The sequence below is a fragment of the Streptomyces sp. NPDC004609 genome, assembly GCF_042873655.1.
GTDB lineage: Bacteria > Actinomycetota > Actinomycetes > Streptomycetales > Streptomycetaceae > Streptomyces.
The window spans coordinates 122,292-144,560 of sequence record NZ_JBIALS010000015.1 but is presented as its reverse complement, the minus strand read 5'-3'; the positions used below and the strand labels follow the sequence as shown (position 1 = coordinate 144,560).

At 72.7% G+C, this 22,269-nt stretch carries 20 protein-coding genes; 16 read left to right on the top strand and 4 right to left on the bottom strand.

Annotation, left to right across the window (positions count from 1 at the left end; translation table 11 throughout):
• The first annotated feature begins 29 nt into the window (after positions 1-29).
• On the top strand, positions 30-884 hold the full coding sequence (locus tag ACFYT4_RS17355; RefSeq protein ID WP_389269236.1) for a hypothetical protein: 855 nt from the start codon (positions 30-32) through the stop codon (positions 882-884).
• A 6-nt stretch (positions 885-890) separates the two neighbouring features.
• On the opposite strand, the gene ACFYT4_RS17350 is transcribed toward ACFYT4_RS17355, so the two are convergent.
• Complete coding sequence (locus ACFYT4_RS17350; protein WP_389269234.1) at positions 891-2,213, bottom strand: D-arabinono-1,4-lactone oxidase; 1,323 nt, start codon at positions 2,211-2,213, stop codon at positions 891-893.
• The gene (locus tag ACFYT4_RS17345) at positions 2,170-3,420 is read right to left on the bottom strand and encodes an MFS transporter (protein ID WP_389269232.1); all 1,251 of its coding nucleotides are present in this window, start codon (positions 3,418-3,420) and stop codon (positions 2,170-2,172) included. Before ACFYT4_RS17345 ends, ACFYT4_RS17350 begins: the two co-directional genes overlap by 44 nt.
• Positions 3,421-3,637: 217 nt before the next feature.
• Between ACFYT4_RS17345 and ACFYT4_RS17340 the strand changes: the two genes are divergently transcribed.
• Entirely contained in the window at positions 3,638-4,765 is a 1,128-nt protein-coding gene (locus tag ACFYT4_RS17340) for a ferrochelatase (protein ID WP_389269230.1), read from the top strand.
• A gap of 210 nt (positions 4,766-4,975) precedes the next feature.
• Complete coding sequence (locus tag ACFYT4_RS17335) at positions 4,976-5,785, top strand: inositol monophosphatase family protein (RefSeq protein ID WP_389269228.1); 810 nt, start codon at positions 4,976-4,978, stop codon at positions 5,783-5,785.
• A gap of 337 nt (positions 5,786-6,122) precedes the next feature.
• Here the strand turns inward: ACFYT4_RS17335 and ACFYT4_RS17330 are convergent, their stop codons facing one another.
• Positions 6,123-6,296, bottom strand: a complete 174-nt coding sequence (locus ACFYT4_RS17330) for a hypothetical protein (RefSeq protein WP_389269226.1) — start codon at positions 6,294-6,296, stop codon at positions 6,123-6,125.
• 378 nt (positions 6,297-6,674) lie between these two features.
• Between ACFYT4_RS17330 and ACFYT4_RS17325 the strand changes: the two genes are divergently transcribed.
• The 4 genes from ACFYT4_RS17325 (at position 6,675) to ACFYT4_RS17310 (ending at position 10,197) form a co-directional block, all read left to right on the top strand.
• Positions 6,675-7,328, top strand: coding sequence for a response regulator transcription factor (locus ACFYT4_RS17325; RefSeq protein WP_389269224.1), 654 nt, complete (start codon positions 6,675-6,677; stop codon positions 7,326-7,328).
• A 3-nt stretch (positions 7,329-7,331) separates the two neighbouring features.
• Positions 7,332-8,564 (top strand): sensor histidine kinase, encoded by a 1,233-nt coding sequence (locus tag ACFYT4_RS17320; protein ID WP_389269222.1) that lies wholly within the window; start codon positions 7,332-7,334, stop codon positions 8,562-8,564.
• 396 nt (positions 8,565-8,960) lie between these two features.
• The gene (locus tag ACFYT4_RS17315; protein WP_389269220.1) at positions 8,961-9,257 is read left to right on the top strand and encodes a DUF4193 domain-containing protein; all 297 of its coding nucleotides are present in this window, start codon (positions 8,961-8,963) and stop codon (positions 9,255-9,257) included.
• A 13-nt stretch (positions 9,258-9,270) separates the two neighbouring features.
• Entirely contained in the window at positions 9,271-10,197 is a 927-nt protein-coding gene (locus ACFYT4_RS17310; RefSeq protein WP_389269218.1) for a hypothetical protein, read from the top strand.
• Between the two features lie 23 nt (positions 10,198-10,220).
• Here ACFYT4_RS17310 and ACFYT4_RS17305 read toward each other — a convergent pair whose 3' ends face one another.
• Positions 10,221-10,679 (bottom strand): DUF3093 domain-containing protein, encoded by a 459-nt coding sequence (locus ACFYT4_RS17305; protein ID WP_389269216.1) that lies wholly within the window; start codon positions 10,677-10,679, stop codon positions 10,221-10,223.
• A 148-nt stretch (positions 10,680-10,827) separates the two neighbouring features.
• Here ACFYT4_RS17305 and ACFYT4_RS17300 point away from each other — a divergent pair, with 148 nt between their 5' ends.
• The 9 genes from ACFYT4_RS17300 (at position 10,828) to ACFYT4_RS17260 (ending at position 22,027) form a co-directional block, all read left to right on the top strand.
• Positions 10,828-11,391 (top strand): PaaI family thioesterase, encoded by a 564-nt coding sequence (locus ACFYT4_RS17300; RefSeq protein ID WP_389269290.1) that lies wholly within the window; start codon positions 10,828-10,830, stop codon positions 11,389-11,391.
• Entirely contained in the window at positions 11,391-11,924 is a 534-nt protein-coding gene (gene dut, locus ACFYT4_RS17295; RefSeq protein ID WP_389269214.1) for a dUTP diphosphatase, read from the top strand. The genes ACFYT4_RS17300 and dut overlap by 1 nt, the downstream gene beginning before the upstream one ends.
• Before the next feature lies 1 nt (position 11,925).
• Complete coding sequence (locus tag ACFYT4_RS17290; RefSeq protein WP_389269212.1) at positions 11,926-12,684, top strand: DUF3710 domain-containing protein; 759 nt, start codon at positions 11,926-11,928, stop codon at positions 12,682-12,684.
• A 125-nt stretch (positions 12,685-12,809) separates the two neighbouring features.
• Complete coding sequence (locus ACFYT4_RS17285) at positions 12,810-13,541, top strand: ABC transporter ATP-binding protein (RefSeq protein WP_389269210.1); 732 nt, start codon at positions 12,810-12,812, stop codon at positions 13,539-13,541.
• A gap of 259 nt (positions 13,542-13,800) precedes the next feature.
• Positions 13,801-16,344, top strand: a complete 2,544-nt coding sequence (locus ACFYT4_RS17280; RefSeq protein ID WP_389269208.1) for a DUF4118 domain-containing protein — start codon at positions 13,801-13,803, stop codon at positions 16,342-16,344.
• 149 nt (positions 16,345-16,493) lie between these two features.
• The gene (locus ACFYT4_RS17275; protein WP_389269206.1) at positions 16,494-17,180 is read left to right on the top strand and encodes a response regulator; all 687 of its coding nucleotides are present in this window, start codon (positions 16,494-16,496) and stop codon (positions 17,178-17,180) included.
• Positions 17,181-17,316: 136 nt separating this feature from the next.
• Positions 17,317-17,667 carry an OB-fold nucleic acid binding domain-containing protein gene (locus ACFYT4_RS17270; protein ID WP_389269288.1) on the top strand — a complete coding sequence of 117 codons (351 nt, stop codon included), beginning with the start codon at positions 17,317-17,319 and terminating at the stop codon, positions 17,665-17,667.
• A gap of 3 nt (positions 17,668-17,670) precedes the next feature.
• Positions 17,671-18,411 (top strand): DUF3159 domain-containing protein, encoded by a 741-nt coding sequence (locus tag ACFYT4_RS17265; protein WP_389269204.1) that lies wholly within the window; start codon positions 17,671-17,673, stop codon positions 18,409-18,411.
• 253 nt (positions 18,412-18,664) lie between these two features.
• Positions 18,665-22,027 (top strand): FtsX-like permease family protein, encoded by a 3,363-nt coding sequence (locus ACFYT4_RS17260; protein WP_389269202.1) that lies wholly within the window; start codon positions 18,665-18,667, stop codon positions 22,025-22,027.
• Positions 22,028-22,269: the final 242 nt, after the last annotated feature.

Here is a 22,269-nt window from a genome sequence, read left to right as displayed (position 1 = left end):
CAGGGATGAAGGGCAAGCAGGGACTGAAGATGCATCAGAGGCCGGATACCGGAGCAGACCTGGATGACCGGGACCGGGGCGAGCGACCGGAACAGCGGGAGCGCCGTATCGATCTGAGCGTCCCGCAAGTCGCCGGCAGCGCCCTCGCGGCGGTCGCGGCGGCGGTGCTCGCCTCCCGGCTCGGCGTCTACGGCACGATCATCGGAGCCGGTGTCGTCAGCGTGGTCGCCACCTGCGGCGGCTCGGTGTTCCAGCATCTCTTCAGCCGTACGGGCGAGCAGCTGCGCGAGGCCACGGTCCCGGCGCGGCCGAGGGGCCGCCGGGCCGCGGCCGCACCGATCGCGTCCCCCGTGGACACCCCCACCCGGGTGTTCCCGTCGCCGGGAACAACCGGCGTCTTCGGCGAGGCCACCACCCACGGCACCCGTGTCCGCAGATGGAAGCGCCCGCTCATCGCCGCCGGTGTCGTCTTCGGGGTGGCCATGGCCGGTATCACCGGATTCGAACTGCTCTCGGGCTCCGGGCTCGACGGAGGCAAGGGCACCACCGTCGGCTCGGTCGTCCGGGGCGGCGACGACAAGCCGGCCGACGCCCCCTCGCAGTCGCCCGACCGGCAGCGGGAGCCGGAGCGGACCGGGACTCCCGGTCAGGGCGGCGACCGCTCGCCCGCCCCCGGGCGGGACCAGGACGGGCGGCCCTCGGACCCGGCGCCCAGCCCCTCCCGCCCCGCCGAACCGGACACCGGGTCGACCCCGCCCGCCCCGGAAGGTACGGACGGACCGTCCGCGCCTCCCGTAACGCCATCCGCCCCCGCGACGGGCGGCACCGGTGACGGCACCGGCCAGGACAGGGGCACGGACCCCGGCGGCACCGCGGACCGGTGATCCCCGTCAGTCGCCGAGGACCCGGCGGAGGTAGTCGTTCCCGAAGCGCCGGTCCGGGTCCAGCCGGTCGCGCAGCCGGGTGAACTCGCCGAACCGCGGATAGACGCCGGAGAGGTACTCCGCGTCCCGGGAGTGCAGCTTGCCCCAGTGCGGCCGTCCGCCGTGCGCGATCATGATCCGCTCCACGGCGGTGAAGTACGCCCGCTGGGGTGTGCCTTTGTACAGGTGCACGGCGATATAGGCGCTCTCCCGCCCCGAGGCCGTGGACAGCGGGATGTCGTCGGCGGGTGTGGTCCGTACCTCCACGGGGAAGCTGACCCTGAGCGGTGAGCGCTCGATCATCGCCCTGACCTCGCGCAGGGCGGCGACGCACGCCTCACGCGGCAGCGCGTACTCCATCTCCACGAAGCGCACCCGGCGCGTGGAGGTGAAGACCTTGTACGGAATGTCCGTGTACCTGCGGGTGGAGAAGGCACGGCCGGCGAGCCGGGCGATGGCCGGTATCGCCGGGGGCAGGGCCCGGCCCACCGAGTTGGCCACCTGGAAGAGGCCGTTGGAGAGCAGTTCGTCGTCGATCCAGGCGCCGAGTCTGCCGGGCGGATCGGCGGGGCCGGCGCTGCGGTTGTTGCGCTTGGTGCTGCAGTTGTCGGTGTGGGGGAACCAGAAGAACTCGAAGTGCTCGTTCTCGGCGTGCAGCGCGTCGAACTCCGAGGTGACCTTGTCGAAGGTCATCGGCCCCTCGTCGGCGGTCAGCAGGAAGACGGGTTCCACGGCGAGGGTGACGGCGGTGATCACCCCGAGCGCGCCGAGCCCGATCCGGGCGGCGGCGAAGACGTCCGGATTCTCCGAGGCCGAGCACGTCAGCAGCGAGCCGTCGGCCGTGACCAGCTCCAGCGCGGTGATCTGGGCGGCGATCGAGCCCGACTCGCGTCCGGTGCCGTGGGTGCCGGTGCTGACGGCTCCCGCGACCGTCTGCACCATGATGTCGCCCATGTTGGTGAGCGACAGGCCCTCGCGCGCGAGGACCTGGTTCAGCCGCTTCAGGGGCGTGCCGGACTCCACGGTCACGGTCATCGCCGTGCGGTCGATCGCCCGGATACCGGTGAGCAGATCGGGACGGATCAGCACACCGCCGGTGGCGGCTATCGCCGTGAAGGAGTGACCGGTCCCCACCGTCTTCACCGTGAGGCCGTCCTCGGCCGCCCGCCGTACGGCGTCCACGACCTCCTCGGGCGAGGCCGGCGAGACCTCGCGGGCCGGACGGGCGGTGATGTTCCCCGCCCAGTTACGCCAGGTCCGCGCCGCGCTTGTCGTGCCGCTCCTGCTCATCGATCCGCCGCCCCTCCCGTGTCGGCACCGGCCTGTTCAGCCGGCGGTACCCCAGCAACGCCACCACGACCGCGACCGCTCCGGCGACCGTCGGCACCGCGTACCCCGCCCGGGCACCGGCCGCGTCGACCACCCACCCCGCCGCCGCGGAGCCGAGCGCCACCCCGACCGCGAGCCCGGTACTGGTCCAGGTCATGCCCTCGGTCAGCTGCGAGCGCGGCACATGCGTCTCGACGAGGGCCATCGTGGTCACCATCGTGGGCGCGATGGACAGCCCCGCGACGAAGAGCGCGACGGCCAGAACCGTGAGATTCCCGGCCAGTTGGAGGGGGATCATACTCACGGCCATCGCACATACGCCCACCAGCCACCGCCGTCCGGCCGCTCCCTTGAGGTGGAGCAGGCCGAAGACGAGCCCGGCGAGACAGGATCCGAGGGCGTAGACCGCGAGGACCAGGCTGGCGGCCGCCTTGCGGCCCTCCTCGTCCGCGAAGGCCACGGTGACGACGTCGACCGCGCCGAAGATCGCGCCCGTCGCCACGAAGGTCATCACCAGGACCTGGAGTCCCGGGGAGCGCAGCGCGGAGGCGCCGGAGTGGTGCTCGCGCGGAAGCGGAACGGGCTCGGTGGAGCGCTGGGCCGTCAGCCAGAAGACGCCGATGAGGAGGAACACCGCGGCCAGCACCGGGCCCGCGGCCGGGAACCAGGCGGTGGACAGCCCGATGGAGATGATCGGGCCGAAGATGAAGCACGCCTCGTCGACGGTCGACTCCCAGGCGTACGCGGTGTGCAGCTCACGCGCCGATCCCCGGTAGATCGCGGCCCAGCGGGCGCGGATCATCGACCCGACGCTCGGCACGCAGCCGACCCCGGCGGAGAAGGCGAACAGGGTCCAGTCCGGGGCTCCGGTCTGGGCGCAGACCACCAGACCGCTGGCGGCGGCGACCGACGCGAGGGTGGCGGGCCGCAGCACCCTGGCCTGCCCGTGCCGGTCGACCAGCCGCGAGATCTGGGGGCCCATCACGGCGGCCGACAGGGCGATCGTCGCGGAGAGCAGGCCGGCCAGGCCGTAGCGGCCGGTGAGCTGGGAGATCATCGTGACGACGCCGATGCCCATCATGGACAGGGGCATGCGGCCGAAGAATCCAGCGGCGGAGAACGCCTTGCTGCCGGGGGTGGCGAAGATGGCGCGGTAGGGACTGGGCAACAGGGACTCCGGTAAGGCGTATGGATGGCGTTGACAGATTACGTCCCCTTCGGTGCCCCGTACACGGGCCCTGTCCGCGGCCCGGGCGGGACAGTCCGGGTCGGGAGCGGTGCCGAGCCGCCGGAAGCGGGGCCCGGCCGGTCGGGCGGCGCGATTCCGGGCGGGCGGGGGCGGGCGGTGTGCTCCCCCGCGCACGGCGGGTGGCAGGATCGGTGTCATGTCCGATGTGCGCGATCCAGCCCCCTACGACGCCCTGTTGCTGCTGTCCTTCGGCGGCCCCGAGGGTCCGGACGACGTGGTCCCGTTCCTGGAGAACGTGACGGCCGGCCGGGGTATCCCGAAGGAGCGGCTCCGGGAGGTGGGACAGCACTACTACCTGTTCGGCGGGGTCAGCCCCATCAACGACCAGAACCGGGCGCTCCTGGACGCGCTGCGCCAGGACTTCGCGGAGCACGGCCTGGACCTCCCGGTCCACTGGGGCAACCGGAACTGGGCACCGTATCTGACCGACACCCTGCGCGACATGGCCAAGGAGGGGCACCGCAGGATCGCGGTCCTCGTGACCAGCGCGTACGCCTCGTACTCGGGCTGCCGCCAGTACCGGGAGAATCTCGCGGACGCGCTCGGCGCGCTGGCGGCCGAGGGGCTCCGCCCGCCGCGGGTGGACGTGCTGCGGCGCTACTTCAACCACCCCGGTTTCGTCCGCCCCATGGTCGACGGCGTGCTGAAGGCGCTGGCGGACCTCCCCGAGGAGGTCCGCTCCGGCGCCCATCTCGCCTTCACCACGCACTCCATCCCCGTCTCGGCGGCCGACGCGTCGGGCCCGGCGGAGGAGCACGGGGACGGCGGGGCGTATCTGCGGCAGCATCTGGACGTGGCCCGGCAGATCGCCGGGGCCGTGACCGAGGAGACGGGGGTCGAGCACCCCTGGCGGCTCGTCTACCAGTCGCGCAGCGGCGCCCCGCACATCCCGTGGCTGGAGCCGGACATCTGCGACCACCTGGAGGAGCTGCACGGCTCCGGTGCGCCCGCGGCCGTGATGATCCCCATCGGGTTCGTCTCGGACCACATGGAGGTCCTGTACGACCTGGACACGGAGGCCACGGCGAAGGCCGCCGAGCTGGGGCTGCCGGTGCGGCGGTCCGCCACGGTCGGCGCGGATCCGCGGTTCGCGGCGGCCGTGCGCGAGCTGCTCCTGGAGCGCGCGGCCACGGAGCGCGGAGCCACGGCCCCGCGGTGTGCGCTCGGTGCGCTGGGCCCCTCGCACGACGTCTGCCCGGTGGGCTGCTGTCCGGGGCGGGTCCCGAGGCCCGCGGCGGCGAGCGCGGACAGCCCGTTCGCGTGACGACCGTGACGACCGTGTGTGACATGACCTGGGCGCCGGCCGCCCGCGGGTGACCGTGCGTGACCGGCCGTGCGCCCCGGACGGTGCGCGAATGACAGAGTCGTACGCCCCGGGTGTACGGACGACGGAGCCGTACGCCCCCGGTGCCGTACGGGAGTCCCTGCCGCGCCCCCGTCCGTACGCCGGGATCCGACCGTGTGAGGAATCGCCGTGACAGCCACGAACGACCCGCTCCTGTCCGAACTGCTCGCCCTGGCCCTGGAGGCCGCCGAACGGGCGGGCGCACTGCTGCGTGACGGCCGCCCGGACGATCTCGGGGTGGCCGCGACCAAGTCCAGCCCCATCGACGTGGTGACCGAGATGGACATCGCGGCGGAGAAACTGATCACCGGCTTCCTGGCCGGACGCCGTCCGCACGACGGCTTCCTCGGCGAGGAGGGCGCGGCCACGGCGGGCACCAGCGGGGTCCGCTGGGTCATCGACCCGCTCGACGGCACGGTCAACTATCTGTACGGCCTGCCGACGTGGGCCGTCTCCATCGCCGCCGAGCGCGACGGCGAGACGGTCGTGGGGGTGGTCGCGGTCCCGATGCGCGGCGAGACGTGCCGGGCGGTGCTCGGCGGCGGCGCGTACGCCGGGGACAAGCCCCTCGGATGCCGTCCCGCGCCCCCGCTGGACCAGGCCCTGGTCGCCACCGGCTTCAACTACGTGACGGCCGTACGCGGCCACCAGGCGGATGTCGCCCAGCGGCTGATCCCCCGGCTGCGGGACATCCGCCGCAGCGGTTCGGCGGCCGTCGACCTCTGCGACGTCGCCGCGGGCCGGCTGGACGGCTACTACGAGCGGGGACTGAACCCCTGGGACCTCGCGGCCGGCGATCTGATCGCCCGGGAGGCCGGTGCGGTCACGGGCGGACGGCCGGGGCAGCGCCCCTCGTACGACCTCACGGTGGCGGCGAGCCCGGGGGTCTTCGGCCCTCTGCAGGCGCTTCTCGACGAGTACGGCGCCTGGCACGACTGAGCCGTCACGAGCCCGTCACCGGCGGGCAGGGGCGGCCCCGGGGGTGTTCCCGGGCCCGTCCGCGGCCCGGGAACACCGTCACACGCGGACGGCGGGCGTCCGGAACGCGGGGAAGCGGCCCCCGCCGGGTGCGGGACGCGGGCCCCACGGTCGCCCCGGCCCGCGAGGGCACGGGACGGCGGGACGCCCGAGGCGGCACCCGGGACAGCACGGCACGGAAGGCACCGCACCCGGAGGCGGCGCGGGAAGGACCCCCGTGCCGCGGGGGACGGCACGGGGGTCCTGGGGAAAAGTTTCCGGTCTTCCGTCTCGGGGCCTGGTCGGCGTCCGCGGGCGGTCAGCCCTGGACGGCGCCGACCTCCACGCCGTGTTCGGCGGCCAGGCGGCGCAGATCGTCCAGTTCGGCCTGCTCGACGTCCGCCAGGAAGTCGTCGCCCGTCTCGCGGGCCATGGTGAGGTCGGTCTCCGCGGCCTTGATGCGCTGAAGCAGTCCTGCGGTGAATGCGTCCATGTACGCCCCCTCGTCGTGGGTCGGTGGCACGGGGGTGTGCCGTGGGGATCCCGCTGCCGCAGCAGGGGACGGGGGGGAATCACTCCTGCCGGTCGGGCCGGGCAGTCGGCCGTGTGGCGCATACGGGGTGTGCCACGTACAGGGCGTGATCCCAAGGTGTCTTCTCGTCCTCCCCAGGGCTTCCCTCAGAGAAACCTCAAGTCGTCCGGGAATCCTGTTGATTCCCCGACGCCCGGACGCACCCCCGCTCCGGGGTCCGGGGAGGCCGGATCGCCTTACAGCCGGTTTACCCGCGCAACGGGCAGGATGGAGGCGCACAGGAGTGCGCAAAACCTGCCCTGATCATGGATGACGGGCTTCGGAGGAAGGAATCGCGACGTGCGTGTACTCGTCGTCGAGGACGAGCAGCTGCTCGCCGATGCGGTGGCCACCGGACTGCGCCGGGAGGCCATGGCCGTCGACGTGGTGTACGACGGCGCGGCCGCCCTGGAACGCATCGGCGTCAACGACTACGACGTGGTCGTCCTCGACCGTGACCTGCCGCTCGTCCACGGTGACGACGTGTGCCGGAAGGTCGTCGAGCTGGGGATGCCCACCAGGGTGCTGATGCTGACGGCGTCGGGGGACGTGTCGGACCGGGTGGAGGGCCTGGAGCTGGGTGCCGACGACTATCTGCCCAAGCCCTTCGCGTTCACCGAGCTGACCGCCCGGGTGCGGGCGCTCGGCCGGCGTACGACCGTGCCGCTGCCGCCCGTCCTGGAGCGCGCCGGGATCAAGCTCGACCCCAACCGCCGCGAGGTCTTCCGCGACGGCCGGGAGATCCAGCTCGCGCCGAAGGAGTTCGCGGTGCTGGAGGTGCTGATGCGCAGCGAGGGCGCGGTCGTCTCGGCCGAGCAGCTGCTGGAGAAGGCGTGGGACGAGAACACCGACCCGTTCACCAATGTCGTACGGGTCACGGTGATGACCCTGCGCCGCAAGCTCGGCGAGCCCGCCGTGATCGTCACCGTGCCCGGCTCCGGCTACCGGATCTGATCCGTGGCCTCCTCCCCCGCGCCCCCGGCGGCGCCTCCGAAACCGACCTGGGACCCCCGGGACCCGGTCCGCCCGCTGCTGCGCCCGACGATCCGGATACGGCTCACGCTCTTGTACGGCGGGATGTTCCTGATCGCGGGGATCCTGCTGCTGTCGATCATCTATCTGCTCACCGCGCAGGCGCTGCACTCGGGCAACGATCTGCCGTTCAAGATCGTTTCAGGCCAGGTCAACCCGACCACCAGCTGGTGCGACCTGCCGAGCCAGGGCACCGGTGAGCAGTTCAACAGGGCGGTCGCCCAGTGCTTCGCGCACCAGCGCGAGGTCGCCCTGGACGATCTGCTGCGCCGGTCCCTGTTCGCGCTGCTCGGTCTGAGCATCATCGCGTTCGCGTTCGGATACGCGATGGCGGGCCGGGTGCTGTCCCCTCTGGGCCGGATCACGAGGACCGCCCGCCAGGTGGCCGGTTCCGATCTGTCCCGGCGGATCGAGCTGGACGGCCCGGACGACGAGCTCAAGGAGCTGTCCGACACCTTCGACGAGATGCTGGACCGGCTGGAGCGGGCCTTCAGCGCCCAGCAGCGGTTCGTCGCGAACGCCTCGCACGAGCTGCGGACGCCGCTCGCGATCAACCGCACACTGCTGGAGGTCCATCTCTCCGATCCGGGCGCTCCGGTGGAGCTCCAGCAGCTCGGGAAGACGCTGCTGTCGACCAACGAGCGCAGTGAGCAGCTGGTGGAGGGTCTGCTGCTGCTGGCGCGCAGCGACAACCAGATCGTGGAGCGCAAACCGGTGGATCTGGCGGAGGTGGCGACCCGGGCGGTGGACCAGACCCGCGCGGAGGCCGACGCCAAGGGCGTGACGATCCGCGGGGAGCGCGCTCCGGCCGTGGTCCAGGGCAATGGCGTGCTGCTGGAGCGGATCGCGCTGAACCTGGTGCAGAACGCGGTCCGGTACAACGTTCCCGAGGACGGCTGGGTGGAGGTGCGGACGGAGACCGAGCCGGGACAGGCGGTCCTGGTGGTGTCGAACACGGGCCCGGTGGTCCCCGCGTACGAGATCGACAACCTTTTCGAGCCCTTCCGGCGGCTGCGCCAGGAGCGGACGGGCAGCGACAAGGGCGTCGGTCTGGGGCTGTCCATCGCCCGGTCGGTGGCGCGGGCCCACGGGGGACGTATCATCGCGGAGCCCCGCGAGGGCGGAGGGCTCGTGATGCGCGTCACCCTCCCGGTCTGAGGAGGTATTCGGCACCACACACGTCGTTCGCTTTACGCGGAATTTTCGGGACCTGTTCCCGGGTTGAACGTGTGTGATCGATCACAGAGACGATTTTCGGACCATCAACTCTCCGTGATCGCGCCCCTTTCCGGAAAGCCGGGAAAAGTCCGGGTTTTCAGGGGTCGGGATCACGGGAAGTACACGGGGTGGCGCCCGTGAGCTGCGGCATTCGGATCGTGTACGGTCCCCATCGCCATCCAACCCGATCACTCTTGGAGGATCCGGTTGGGTGTCGATTGAGTAACAGACCTTGATGTGAGGCAAAATCTCCGCCTCAGGTCGGGCACAAGTCCGGCCTCTCACGCGTTACGTGCGCTGGAGACACCGCAACCACACCCAGAGGGGGAGAGCGACATGGCAACGGACTACGACACCCCACGCAAGACCGATGACGACGTCGATTCGGACAGCCTTGAGGAACTGAAGGCCCGCCGGAACGACAAGTCCACCTCGACCGTCGACGTCGACGAGTTCGAGGCAGCCGAGGGCATGGAGCTGCCCGGAGCCGACCTCTCCAACGAGGAGTTGGCCGTCCGGGTGCTGCCCAAGCAGGCCGACGAGTTCACCTGCATGAGCTGCTTCCTCGTGCATCACCGCAGCCAGCTGGCCGGCGAGAAGAACGGCCAGCCGATCTGCCGCGACTGCGAGTAGGGTCCGGTCGGCCGTGGCAGGCGAGACACCGTCCAGGAAGCGGCGTTTCCGGCGTCTGAAGCCGTCGGAGACGCATCAGGGCGGTACGGGACCGTCGGACGGCGCCAGGCCCTCCGGCGAGCACCCGTCCGCCCTCCTGCCCCATGGCGCGGGAGACGACGGGCGGGGCCCCTCGGCCTCGCTCGAAGGGCTCCCCCGCGAGGGGGAGGACCGGACCGGGGCCGCGGCCCGTCGTCTGGCAGTGGTCCGCCAGGGCGTCCGCAAGAGCGGGGAGAACGCCAGGGCGGCCATCGGCTACCTCGCCGACCGGATCATCGAGACCGCGCCCCGCATCCCGGTGCGCGATCTCGCGACTCTCCGCCGGCAGTTCCCCGGCCTGGGCCCCGAGCAGCTTGCCGACAAGCTGGTCGCGGGCGCGGCCAACGCCACCGCCACGGTGGGCGCCGGCATCGGCGCCGCCGCGATGCTGCCCGTACCGCCGGCGATGCCCACCGAGCTGGCCACGGAGATCACGGGAGTCGCGGCGATCGAGCTGAAGCTCATCGCCGAGCTGTACGAGGTCTACGGCCAGCGGCCCCCGGGCACCCTCAAGGAGCGCAGCTCCGTCTATCTGGCCACCTGGTCGGAAGAGCGCAGCATCGACGTGACCAGGCCGTCGACGTACAAGAACGCCGCGCTGAGCGGCGGGCTCAAGCGTGAGCTGCGCCAGCAGATCATGAAGCGCATGATCCGGAATCTGCCGAATCTGCTGCCGTTCATGGTCGGGGCGGCCATCGGGGCCGTCATCAACCGCCGGGACACCCGGGCGCTCGCGGGGCGCATCCGCAAGGATCTGCGCACCCGGCAGGTCCCGTGGGACGCGCTGCCCGCGCTCCCGCCGCTGGAGCAGCCCGAGCACCCGCTGGAACCGGCCCGCCCGCCGCGCGGGCTGGAGCGCTGACCTTCCGGGGCTCCCCGGCCCCGTCAGGTCCCCAGCGCGGCGACGAGGGCCTTCGGGTTCCGCGTCGACACATAGACGTACGGCGTGGGGTCGGCCGGATCCGTGACCGCGATCCTGACCGCCGTGGGGACATAGCTGCGCAGCAGCATGAAAGCCCGCGGATCGGCCTTGTACGAACGCCAGGCGCGCGCCTGCTCGGCGTCCAGCGCCTCGGGCTCACCGAGCGCCGACAGCGGAATCCGGGCGTCGCCCGCGACCAGGGAGCCCGCCACCACCCGGATGCGCGCGGAACCGTAGGAACTGACCCCGGCACCCGCGATCGCGGTCACGACGATCACCGACGCCAGCATCGGCAGGAGGCCCAGCGGCAGCGTGAGCAGACCGCCGGAGAGCCCGAGGAGGACGGCGATGGCCCACCACAGCAACGGAGCGGTCAGGCGTTCTTCGTAGCGCGGCTCGGAGGCGGGTGCGGAGGGCTGCATACGGTCAAGCTTGGCACGGTGCCGTCGAGGGGGACCCGCGCGGGTAAGGTCTGCGCCTGTGAGTACTGCGAATTCCCGGGGGGCGAACCCCGGCCCCGCCCCCGACGCGCAAGGGGCGTCGAGGGATCACCAGCCCCGGGCCTCGGCCCTGCCCCCTCCGGCCGACGCCGTACCGCCCGTCAGGCACCCCGATGCCCCCGCGCCCGGTGAGCTGCTCGGCGCGCACTACGAGCACTGCTTCGGCTGCGGCGGGGAGCAGCCGCACGGTCTGCACCTCCAGGCGCGCGCCGGCGAGGGCGTGAGCATCACGGCCGAGTTCACGGTGAAGCCCGCCCACCAGGGCGCTCCCGGTCTCGCGCACGGCGGGGTGCTGGCCACGGCCCTGGACGAGACGCTCGGCGCGCTGAACTGGCTGCTGCGCACGATCGCCGTCACCGGCCGGCTGGAGACCGACTTCGTGCGGCCCGTGCCGGTGGGCACCGTGCTGTTCCTGCAGGCCCGGATCACCGCCGTCGCCGGTCGGAAGATCTACTCCTCCGCCGTGGGCCGTATCGGCGGCCCCGACGGCCCCGTCGCCGTCCGCGCGAACGCCCTGTTCATCGAGGTCAAGGTCGATCACTTCATCGACAACGGCCGTCCGGAGGAGATCCGGGCCGCCATGGCCGATCCCGACCAGATCCGGCGCGCCCGCGCCTTCGAGGTGAATCCCTGATGTCCACCGCCCCCGGCCCCGTCGACGTACTGATCCGCCGTGTGGACCCCGAGGTGCCGCTTCCGGCGTACGCGCACCCCGGTGACGCCGGAGCCGATCTGGTGACCTGCCGGGCGGCGGAACTGGCGCCCGGCGAGCGGGCCGTTCTGCCCACCGGGATCTCCATCGCGATCCCCGACGGATACGCCGCCTTCGTGCATCCGCGCTCGGGACTGGCGGCCCGCTGCGGAGTAGCCTTTGTGAATGCCCCCGGGACGATTGACGCCGGGTACCGTGGGGAAATCAAGGTGATCGTGGTCAATCTCGACCCGCGCGAGAGCGTGCGGTTCGAGCGTTTCGACCGCGTTGCCCAACTGGTCGTCCAGCAGGTCGAGAAGGTGCGCTTCCACGAGGTGGCGGAGCTTCCCGGCTCGGCGCGGGCCGAGGGGGGCTTCGGGTCCACCGGCGGTCATGCCGCGGTGGGCGGCTCGGCGCATGGTTCAACGGGTGGGAATCGATACGCTTCCGTCGTATCCGATCGGGAAGGACAGTGACGTGTTCGGACGTCGCAAGAAAAGTGGTTCCGCTCAGGACGCGGACGCAGCGGGCGAGGCCGAGCAGGTCGTCGACGAGACCGAGGAGGAAGGCCCCGCCCGCCGGGTGAACCTCCCTCCGGCGCCGCGGCCCGACGGCCCCTGGGACGTCTCCGAAGTGTCCACGCCGTCCGAGGGCCGGGTCGACCTCGGCGGTCTCTTCGTGCCCGGGGTCGAGGGCATGGAGCTGCGGGTCGAGGTCGCGGGTGACGCGATCGTCGCCGCGACGGTCGTGCTGCGCGACAGCGCCGTACAGCTCCAGGGGTTCGCCGCGCCCAAGAAGGAAGGCATCTGGGGCGAGGTCCGCGAGGAGATCGCCTCCGGCATCACCCAGCAGGGCGGCGTCATCGACGAGGTCGAGGGTCCGCTGGGCTGGGAGCTGCGCGCCCAGGTCCCGGTGCAGCTGCCCGACGGCACCGGCGGGGTGCAGCTGGTGCGCTTCATCGGCGTGGACGGGCCGCGCTGGTTCCTGCGCGGAGTGATCTCCGGGCAGGGCGCGGTGCAGCCCGAGGCGGCGGGTCTGCTGGAGCAGATCTTCCGGGACACCGTCGTCGTGCGCGGCGACGGCCCGATGGCGCCCCGCGACCCGATCGTCCTCAAGCTTCCGGAGGACGCGCAGATGGTGCCCGAGGGTGTCCAGCAGGAGGAGCAGGAGAACTCCCGCTTCTCCGGTGGCATGGGGCAGCTCCAGCGCGGCCCCGAGATCACCGAGGTGCGCTGACCCGGGCCGCTGCCCCGGCCGTGGCCCGGTGGGCCGCACTCCCTCTCGCCGGGGAGTGCGGCCCACCGCTGTTTGCCCGTACTGTGCCGGGGCATGCCGACGCACTTCTGTACGAGGGGGGCCTCATGACGCGGAGCACCGGAGCGGGCAGCGGCACGGCGGTGGTGGATGTCCCGGGGTCCGGGCCGATGGTGCGGGTGGAGAATCTGCACCGCTCGTACGGCTCCGGGGCGGCGGCCGTGCACGCGCTGCGGGGCGTCTCCTTCGAGGTGCCGCGCGGTGAGCTGGTCGCGCTGAAGGGCCGGTCCGGGTCGGGCAAGACCACGCTGCTGAATCTGGTGGGCGGGCTGGACACGGCTGACGAGGGACGGGTCAGCGTCGACGGCACCGATCTCGCCGGGCTCGGCGAGAGCGGGCTGCTGGAGCTGCGCCGGGACCGGATCGGGTTCGTCTTCCAGTCCTTCGGGCTGATCCCGATCCTGTCGGCGGCGGAGAACGTGGGGGTGCCGATGCGGCTGCGGAAGGCGGATCCCCGGGAGCGGGAGGAGCGGGTCGGGCTGCTGCTCTCCCTCGTCGGTCTCGCGGACCACGCGGCGCAGCGTCCCGGTGAGCTGTCCGGCGGCCAGCAGCAGCGTGTGGCGATCGCCCGCGCGCTCGCCAACCGCCCGTCCCTGCTGATCGCGGACGAGCCCACGGGGCAGCTGGACGCGGAGACGGGACTGGCGGTGATGGAACTGCTGCGGGCGGTGGTCCGGGCGGAGGGGCTCACGGCGCTGGTGGCGACGCACGACGCGCAGCTGCTGGGGCTGGCGGACCGGGTTCTGGAGCTCGCGGACGGCGAGATCGTACGGGAGTGAGGGGGGCTCCCTTCCCGGACACCGGACCGGCCGGCGGTGGCCCCCGGGACCGGCGGGGAACGGGGAGACCGGAGGAACCGGCCCCGGTCGGCCCTTGAAGCGCGGGGGCGGGCCGGTGCGGGCACGGGGGGACAGAAGCCCGAGACATCAGAATCCCGTCAAATACGGGACGGGCTGACCCTCCATGCCCTGAATGCCCGAATGCCGCACCGTATCGTCGTCCCAGCGTGAACAGCTGTTTCTGAAAGACAATGAGGCCATGGGACGCGGCAAGCTACGGATCTACCTCGGCGCGGCACCGGGTGTCGGCAAGACGTACGCCATGCTGTCCGAGGCGCACCGCCGGGTGGAGCGTGGCACCGACTGCGTCGTGGGCTTCGTGGAGCATCACGACCGGCCCCGCACCGAGGTCATGCTGCACGGGCTGGAGCAGATCCAGCGCCGGGAGCTGGAGTACCGGGGCGGGGTCTTCACGGAGATGGACGTGGACGCCGTACTGGAGCGGCGGCCGACCGTCGCCCTGGTGGACGAGCTGGCCCACACGAACGTCCCGGGCTCCCGCAACGCCAAGCGGTGGCAGGACGTCGAGGAACTGCTCGCCGCGGGAATCGATGTCATATCGACGGTGAACATCCAGCACTTCGAGTCGCTGGGCGACGTCGTGGAGTCGATCACGGGCGTACGGCAGCGGGAGACGGTTCCGGACGAGGTCGTACGGCGGGCGGACCAGCTGGAGCTGGTCGACATGTCGCCGCAGGCGCTGCGCCGCCGGATGGCCCACGGGAACATCTACAAGCCGGACAAGGTCGACGCCGCGCTCTCCAACTACTTCCGTCCGGGCAACCTGACGGCGCTGCGGGAGCTGGCGCTGCTGTGGGTCGCGGACCGGGTCGACGAGTATCTCCAGCAGTACCGGGGCGAGCACAACATCCGCTCCACCTGGCAGGCCCGTGAGCGGATCGTCGTGGGGCTGACGGGCGGCCCCGAGGGGCGCACCCTGATCCGCCGGGCCGCGCGGATGGCCGCGAAGGGCTCGGGCAGTGAGATCCTCGCCGTCTACATAGCCCGCAGCGACGGGCTGACCTCCGCGTCGCCCAAGGAGCTGGCGGTCCAGCGGACCCTCGTCGAGGATCTGGGGGGCACGTTCCACCATGTGATAGGCGACGACATCCCGGCCTCGCTGCTGGAGTTCGCCCGCGGGGTCAACGGCACCCAGATCGTGCTGGGCTCCAGCCGCCGCAAGGCATGGCAGTACATCTTCGGGCCGGGTGTGGGCGCGACCGTCGCCCGGGACTCGGGGCCCGACCTCGATGTCCATATCGTCACGCACGACGAGGCCGGCAAGGGCCGGGGACTGCCGGTGGCGCGGGGCGCCCGCCTGGGCCGGTCGCGGATCATCGCGGGCTGGCTCGTCGGGGTCGCCGCGCCCGTACTGCTGTCGCTGCTGCTCTCCGCGCTCGACGACTCACTGGGGCTCGCCAATGACGTCCTGCTGTTCCTGTTCGCGACGGTGATGGCCGCGCTGCTCGGCGGGCTGCTGCCGGCGCTCGCGTCGGCGGCGGTGGGCTCGCTGCTGCTGAACTACTACTTCACCCCGCCGGTGCACACGCTGACGGTGTACGACCCGAAGAACATCGTCGCCATAGTGATCTTCTTCGCGGTGGCGGTTGCGGTGGCCTCCGTGGTCGACCAGGCCGCCCGCCGCACCCATCAGGCGGCCCGGCTGCGGGCGGAGTCGGAGATCCTGTCGTTCCTCGCGGGGAGCGTGCTGCGCGGGGAGACCACGCTGGACGCCCTGCTGGAGCGGGTCCGGGAGACCTTCGGCATGGAGTCGGTGGCGCTGCTGGAGCGCAAGAGCGACGTCGATCCGTGGACCACCGCGGGCAGTGTGGGTCCCCGCTCGGCCGTACGCCCCGAGGACGCCGATGTGGACATGCCCGTCGGCGACGACATGGCGCTCGCGCTCTCCGGCCGGGTGCTGCCCGCCGAGGACCGCCGCGTCCTGGCGGCGTTCGCCGCGCAGGCCGCCGTCGTCCTGGACCGGCAGCGGCTGGTCGGGGAGGCGGAGGAGGCCCGCAGGATGGCGGAGGGCAACCGGATCCGTACGGCCCTGCTCGCCGCCGTCAGCCACGATCTGCGCACCCCGCTGGCCGCGATCAAGGCGGCGGTCACCTCGCTCAGGTCGGACGACGTCGCGTGGTCGGACGACGACGAGGCGGAGTTGCTCGCGGGCATCGAGGACGGCGCCGACCGGCTGGACCACCTCGTCGGCAATCTGCTGGACATGTCCCGGCTCCAGACCGGCACGGTCACCCCGCTGATCCGGGTGACCGATCTCGACGAGGTGGTGCCGATGGCGCTGGTGGGCGTGCCCGACGACAGCGTGGAGCTGGACATTCCGGAGACGCTGCCCATGGTGGCCGTGGACCGGGGGCTGCTGGAGCGGGCCGTCGCCAACATCGTGGAGAACGCCGTCAAGTACAGCCCGGACGCCACACCCGTCACGGTGGCCGCGAGCGCGCTCGGCGAACGGGTGGAGGTCCGGGTGGCCGACCGGGGGCCCGGCGTCCCCGACGACGAGAAGGAGCGGATATTCGAGCCGTTCCAGCGGTACGGTGACGCTCCCCGGGGCGCCGGTGTGGGTCTCGGCCTCGCGGTCGCCCGCGGCTTCGTGGAGGCCATGGGCGGCACGCTCTCCGCCGAGGACACCCCGGGCGGGGGCATGACCATGGTCCTCACCCTCAAGGCCGCCCAGCGGGCCGAGCCCGCGGCCGCCGACCTCCCCGCCGAGGTCACCTCCTGACCCCGAGCCGAGGACACCTCGCCGTGCGGACGGACGGGGAGGATGTACGCGAGGCACACACGGCCGGAGGCACCGGCCGGACGGAAGCACGAGACAGAGCGCAGTACCGGCAGACGGACAGAAGTGAAGGACAGAAAGGCGGGCCAGGGATGACCAGGGTGCTCGTGGTCGACGACGAGCCGCAGATCGTGCGCGCCCTCGTGATCAATCTGAAGGCGCGGAAGTACGAGGTGGACGCGGCCCCCGACGGCGCGACCGCGCTCCAGCTGGCCGCCGCCCGCCATCCCGATGTCGTGGTCCTCGACCTCGGCCTGCCGGACATGGACGGCGTGGAGGTGATCAAGGGGCTGCGCGGCTGGACCCGGGTGCCGATCCTGGTCCTCTCGGCCCGCCACACCTCGGACGAGAAGGTCGAGGCGCTGGACGCGGGCGCCGACGACTACGTCACCAAGCCCTTCGGCATGGACGAGCTGCTGGCGCGGCTGCGGGCCGCGGTCCGCCGGGCGGAGCCGGTGGGCGGCGGGGACGACGATGTCGTGATCGTCGAGACCGAGGGCTTCACCGTCGATCTCGCGGCCAAGAAGGTGCACCGCGACGGGCGCGATGTGCGGCTGACCCCGACCGAGTGGCATCTGCTGGAGGTGCTCGTGCGCAACACGGGCCGGCTCGTCAGCCAGAAGCAGCTGCTCCAGGAGGTCTGGGGCCCGTCGTACGGCACCGAGACCAACTATCTGCGGGTGTACATGGCACAGCTGCGGCGCAAGCTGGAGGCCGATCCCTCGCACCCCAAGCACTTCGTCACCGAGCCCGGCATGGGCTACCGCTTCGAGCGGTAGCGAACCCTTGTGCGGGCCACGGTCCGCCGTCGGCGGTCGCCGGTACGCTTGCGTTATGAGTGCACCCCATTCCGGAAAACGCTCCGGTTCAGGGCAGGCCGGCAAGGCGGAGAAGCCTTCCGGCCGATTCCGTCGCATGCTCGACCGGCTGTCGACGTCGCGCCAGGATCTGGAGTCCGAGGAACTGCGGGAGGACATACAGGTGTCCGGGTGCACGCGCATCGCCGAGTGCGGTGACCGCCAGATAGTCAGGGTCACTGGTACCTTGCGCACGGTCACCCTGCGGCCGAGGGCCGGGGTGCCCGCGCTGGAGGCGGAGCTGTTCGACGGCACGGCCCCGCTGGACGTCGTCTGGCTCGGCCGCCGCTCCATCGTGGGCATCGAGCCGGGACGCAGGCTCATCGCCTCGGGCCGTATCTCGATGAGCCACGGCCGCCGGGTGCTGTTCAACCCCAAATACGAACTCCGACCACTCGGACAGGAGTAGCCGGTGACGTCTGTCGACAAGCCGACCACCACAGCAAGCGATCAGCAGCAGAACAGCGGTGACGTCAGGGCGGTGACCGAGGCGGCCCTGTTCGAGGCCTTCGGCGGCGTGCGCGGTCTGATCGAGACGGTCGTGCCCGGACTGCTGTTCGTCACGATCTTCACCATCAACAAGAACCTGCACGCGGCGGCCATCGCGGCGCTCGCGGTCTCGCTGCTGCTCGTCGCGGTCCGCCTGGTCCTCAAGGACACCCCCAAGCACGCCTTCAGCGGCGTCTTCGGCGTCGCCTTCGGCGTCGTCTTCGCGATGATGACCGGCAACGCGAAGGACTTCTATCTGCCGGGGATGCTGTACACCCTGGGCCTCGCCCTGGCGTACATCGTCACGACGATCGCGGGCGTCCCGCTGATCGGGCTGATCCTCGGCCCGGTCTTCAAGGAGAACCTCTCCTGGCGCACCCGCAACCCCGGCCGCAAGAAGGCGTACGCGAAGGCGAGCTGGGCCTGGGGCCTGATCCTGCTCGCGAAGTCCGCGATCCTGTTCCCGCTGTACTGGTGGGCGGACACCACCGAGCTGGGCTGGGTACTGGTCGCGCTGAAGATCCCGCCGTTCCTGCTGGCGGTCTATCTGACGTGGGTCTTCCTGGCCAAGGCGCCGCCGCCGATCGACGTCTTCGCCGAGATGGAGGCGCAGGACAGGGCCGAGAAGGAGCGCAAGGAAGCCGCCCGGCAGGGCGAGGCATAAGCACCCCGCGAGACGGCGGACACGGTCCCCGTCCGGCCGGGCGCGCCACGGCCGCCACCCCTCGCCCGTGCGGATGATGTCATGTCACACATGACACCTATGTGACGGATTCCGGTGCTCTGACACCGGAATCCGGTCACGATCTCGTCAAGTCATCGCCGCAGACGTTCTCCCGCCCGCATGGCCTCTGCAAGCATTCCGCCCCGAAAGGGCTTTCGGGAAGCGCCCGCTCAGGGGCATCAGGGGGAGACCGGTGGCGGCGTTTCTGTTTCACCGCGCGCGCGGACACCGCTTGCTGCTCGCCGCCGCGATGCTCGCCGTCCTGCTGACCACGGCCGTCCTCACCACACTCGCCGCCTTCGCCGGCTCCGTCGGTGACGCCGGGCTGCGCCACGCGCTGGCGACCCGGGACGCCGCGTCCGCCTCGCTCGTCATCACCTCCGAGAGCCCCGGAGAGGACCGCGCCGCCGTCACCGCCGCCGCCCGGCGCGGGGCGCAGCGCTCCTTCGACGGGCTGCCGGTCACCCTGCGGCCGTTCGACCGCTCGGGGCCGTTCGCCCTGCCGCGCTCCCTCCAGCCGCCCGCGGCGCGCAAGGGCGAGCCGTATCTCACCGCCTTCGCCGCCGTGGACCGTACGCGGGCCCGGCTGTCGGCGGGCACCTGGCCCGCGTCCGGCCGGCCGGGCGTGACCGAGGTCGCCCTGCCCGAGGTCGCCGCCGAGGAGCTGAAGCTCGCCCCCGGGCCCCGGGTGCTGACCCTCGGCAACAGGCTGGGCGGTCCCCCGCTGCGGATCCGGGTCACCGGTGTCTACCGCCCGGCCGACCGGAACGATCCGTACTGGCAGCTCGACGAGCTCGGCGGGCGCGGCATCCGCAAGGACGTGTTCACCACCTACGGCCCCCTCCTCACCGACCGGGCGGCCTTCGGCCCCGGAGGGGTCCCCCGGGCGGCTCTGTCCTGGCTGGCCACCGCGGACTTCACCGCGCTCGGCACGGACCGGATCGACGCGCTGCGCTCGGCGTCCCGGCAGAGCCAGACGTTCCTGAGCGCCGAGCCCGGGCTGGAGCGCGGGACCGTCGGCACAACCTCGCTGCCCGAGGTGCTGAGCCGACTGGAGCGGGCCCTGCTGGTGTCCCGCGCGACGCTGCTGATCGTCTCCCTGCAGCTGGTGCTGCTCGCCGGATACGCGCTGCTCCTGGTGGCCCGGCTGCTGAGCACCGAACGCGAGGGCGAGTCCCGGGTGCTGCTGGCGCGCGGCGCGTCCCGGGGGCATCTCGCCCGGCTCGCCGCCCTGGAGGCGCTGCTGCTGGCGCTGCCCGCCGCCGTGTGCGCGCCGCTGCTCGCCGGGCCGCTGACCCGGCTGCTGGCCGGACAGGGCCTGCTGGCCAGGATCGGGCTGCGGATCGACGGCCCGGCGGGCGGCCCCGGCCTCCAGGTCTGGCTGATCGCCGCGGCGGCGGCGCTGGCCTGCGCGGCGGCCGTTCTCGCCCCGGCCCTGACCGCGGCCCGCACCGCCAGGGGCCGCCGGCGGACCCTGCCCGGGCCGCTGCGCGCGGGGGCCGACCTCGGGCTGCTGGCGATCGCCGCGGTCGCCTACTGGCAGCTGGACCGGCGTACTTCGGGCAGCGGGGCGCTCAGCGGCGACCGTGAGGGACGGCTGGGCATCGATCCCCTGCTCGTGGTGGCGCCCGCGCTGGCGCTGCTCGCCGGTACGGTCCTCACCCTGCGGCTGCTGCCCCCGGCGGCGCGGCTCGCCGAGCGCCGGGCGGCCCGCGGGCGCGGGCTGACGGCCCCCCTCGCGGGCTGGCAGCTCAGCCGCCGCCCGATGCGCGGCGCGGGCCCGGTGCTGCTGCTGGTGCTCACCGTCGCGATGGGCATGCTCGCGATCGGCCAGGGCGCCTCGTGGGACCGCTCGCAGGACGACCAGGCGGACTTCCGCTCGGGTGCTCCGGTACGGGTGCTGGGCGGCCGCACCCCCCAGTTCGGGCAGGGCGGGGTGTACGGGGCGATCCCGGGCGTCACGGTCGCCGCGCCCGCCGCCCGCAGCACCCTCGGTCTCTCGGGCGGGCGCCAGGCCACCGTACTGGCGCTGGACACCGGCCCCGCGGTCGGGAAGCTGGTGATCCGGGACGATCTCGCCGACGGCGATCCCCGGCGGCTGCTGGCGTCGCTGCGGCCCGAGCGGACGGCACGGGCGGGGGTGGTACTGCCGGACGGCACGGCGCGGCTCCTGCTCGACCTCACCCTGCGCCCCGCGTACGACGGCCCGTACGGGACCGCCGGGCTGGACCGCATGACCCTCGGCGGGGACGGGATCAACGTCACCGTCACCGTCGAGGACCGCTTCGGCGTCCCGTACCGGATGGCGCTGGGCAGTGTGCCGGCGGACGGCGAACCGCATACGGCGACCGTGGATCTGGCGAAGGCCGCCGACGCCCCGGTGGGGCGGCCGGCCGGCCCGCTGGCGCTGACGGCGGTCGAGTTCGACGAGCCGGGCTATCCGGACCGGATCGCGGCCAAGGGGCTCACGGTCGGCGCGCTGCGGGCCGTCGCCGCGGACGGCACCTCCAGGCCGGTCGCCGTGCCGAAGGGGCTGGCCTGGCGGGCCCGGGCCACCGTGAACACCGAGCCGGTGCCGGGCGACCGGCGCGAGGCCCCGCCCGCCGTCACCGCCGTGACCACCTCGGCGAGCATGCCGCTGCGGCTCGGGTACCACACGGGCAAGGCGGTGTTCGGGGACACCTGGGGCAATGAGCGGACGGTCACCGTACGCGCCGCCGTCGAGCGGGCCCCGGCCCCGGTGCCGGCCGCGCTGGCGACACCGCGCTTCCTCGACTCCAGCGCCGCGAAGGTTGGTTCGCTGATCGAGCTGCCCATGGCGGGCGGCAGCATGAAGGTGCGGATCGCGGGCGTGCTGGGGGCCGTGCCGACGACCGGCTTGGACGACGCACCGGAGGGGACCGGGCCCGCGCAGGACGGCGGGGCGCTGCTGATCGACCTCCGGGCCGTGAACCGGGTGCTCGCCGAGCGTCCGGACGCCTCACTCGCCCCCTCCGAGTGGTGGCTGTTCACCGGGCCCGGGGCGGCGGACCGGGTCGCGTCAGCGCTGCGGTCCCGGGCCGAGATCGACCCCTCGCAGATCCGGGTGCGCGACGAGCTCGCGCGGGAGCTGCACGACGATCCGCTGGGCGCGGGCCCTCAGTCGGCGCTGCTCGCGGTGACGGCCGTCGCCGCCCTGCTGGCCGCGGTCGGCTTCGCGGTCGCCATGGCGGGGGCCCTGCGGGAGCGTTCGGCGGAGTTCGCGGTGCTCCGGGCGCTCGGTGCGCCGCGCCGTCAGCCGGCCCGGCTGCTGGCCGCCGAGCAGTCGCTGCTCATCGGAATCGCGCTGCTGATCGGGCTCGGGCTGGGCGCGGTGCTCACCCGTGCCGTCGTCCCGCTGATCGTGCTGACGGGCCGGGCCACCCGGCCCGTTCCGGAGGTCCTGGTGGAACTGCCCGCCGGACGGGTCGCGCTGCTCCTCGCGGGCGTCGCCGCCGCGCCCGTCCTGGTGGTGGCCGCGCTGACACTGCGCCGCGGCGATCCGGCGAGCGCGCTGCGCGTCCAGGGAGGCGGGTGACGGTGCGGAACGGGCTGTGCCGGAGCGGTGGTTCCGGTCCGAGCGCGCGGGCAGGAGACGGCCCCGGGGGCCGTGCGCGTGCCGGGCGGACCGTCCCCCTCCCCCGTAACGACGGGACGGACACCGCCGGAGGGCGGGCCGGGCTCGGAACCCGTACGGGTGACGGGACGGGCGCCGGGCCCCGCCGGGAGTTCTCCGGCGACCGGGCGCACGGCAGGCGGACCGCCTCCGGGACCGGTACC